The 282-nt window shown below is 42.9% G+C and carries 1 pseudogene; it reads right to left on the bottom strand.

The features are described 5' to 3' along the window. A pseudogene (locus AB4585_RS24535) lies at positions 1–209 on the bottom strand (TRAP transporter small permease subunit); the annotation flags it as partial. Positions 210–282: the final 73 nt, after the last annotated feature.

The following is a 282-nucleotide window of genomic DNA, read 5'->3' as shown; positions in this document are numbered from 1 at the left end:
GTTTTTATGGCGTAGGGTACGCCGAGCAAGAATACCGCAGAAAACAGATGCCACTCTAGCTCTTGAAAAGCGATAGATACGTCATTAAATACATAACGCATCACAACATCGTAAACAACGTTTGCTACTAAAAGCAAAAACAACACACTGGAGATGTGCCCCAGTGCGTCGCTGATTCTATTAAAAAATCCCTCTAATGCAGTCAGCAATTGACCTCCCTGTCTGCTGAAACTAAAGATTTTTGTGGACCTTCAGTTCGCACTGAAAGTCCACGGCTTGTTT

Source organism: Vibrio sp. 10N.222.49.C9 (assembly GCF_041474985.1).
Classification (GTDB): Bacteria; Pseudomonadota; Gammaproteobacteria; order Enterobacterales; family Vibrionaceae; genus Vibrio; species Vibrio crassostreae_C.
This window is presented reverse-complemented; position numbering and strand designations above follow the sequence as displayed.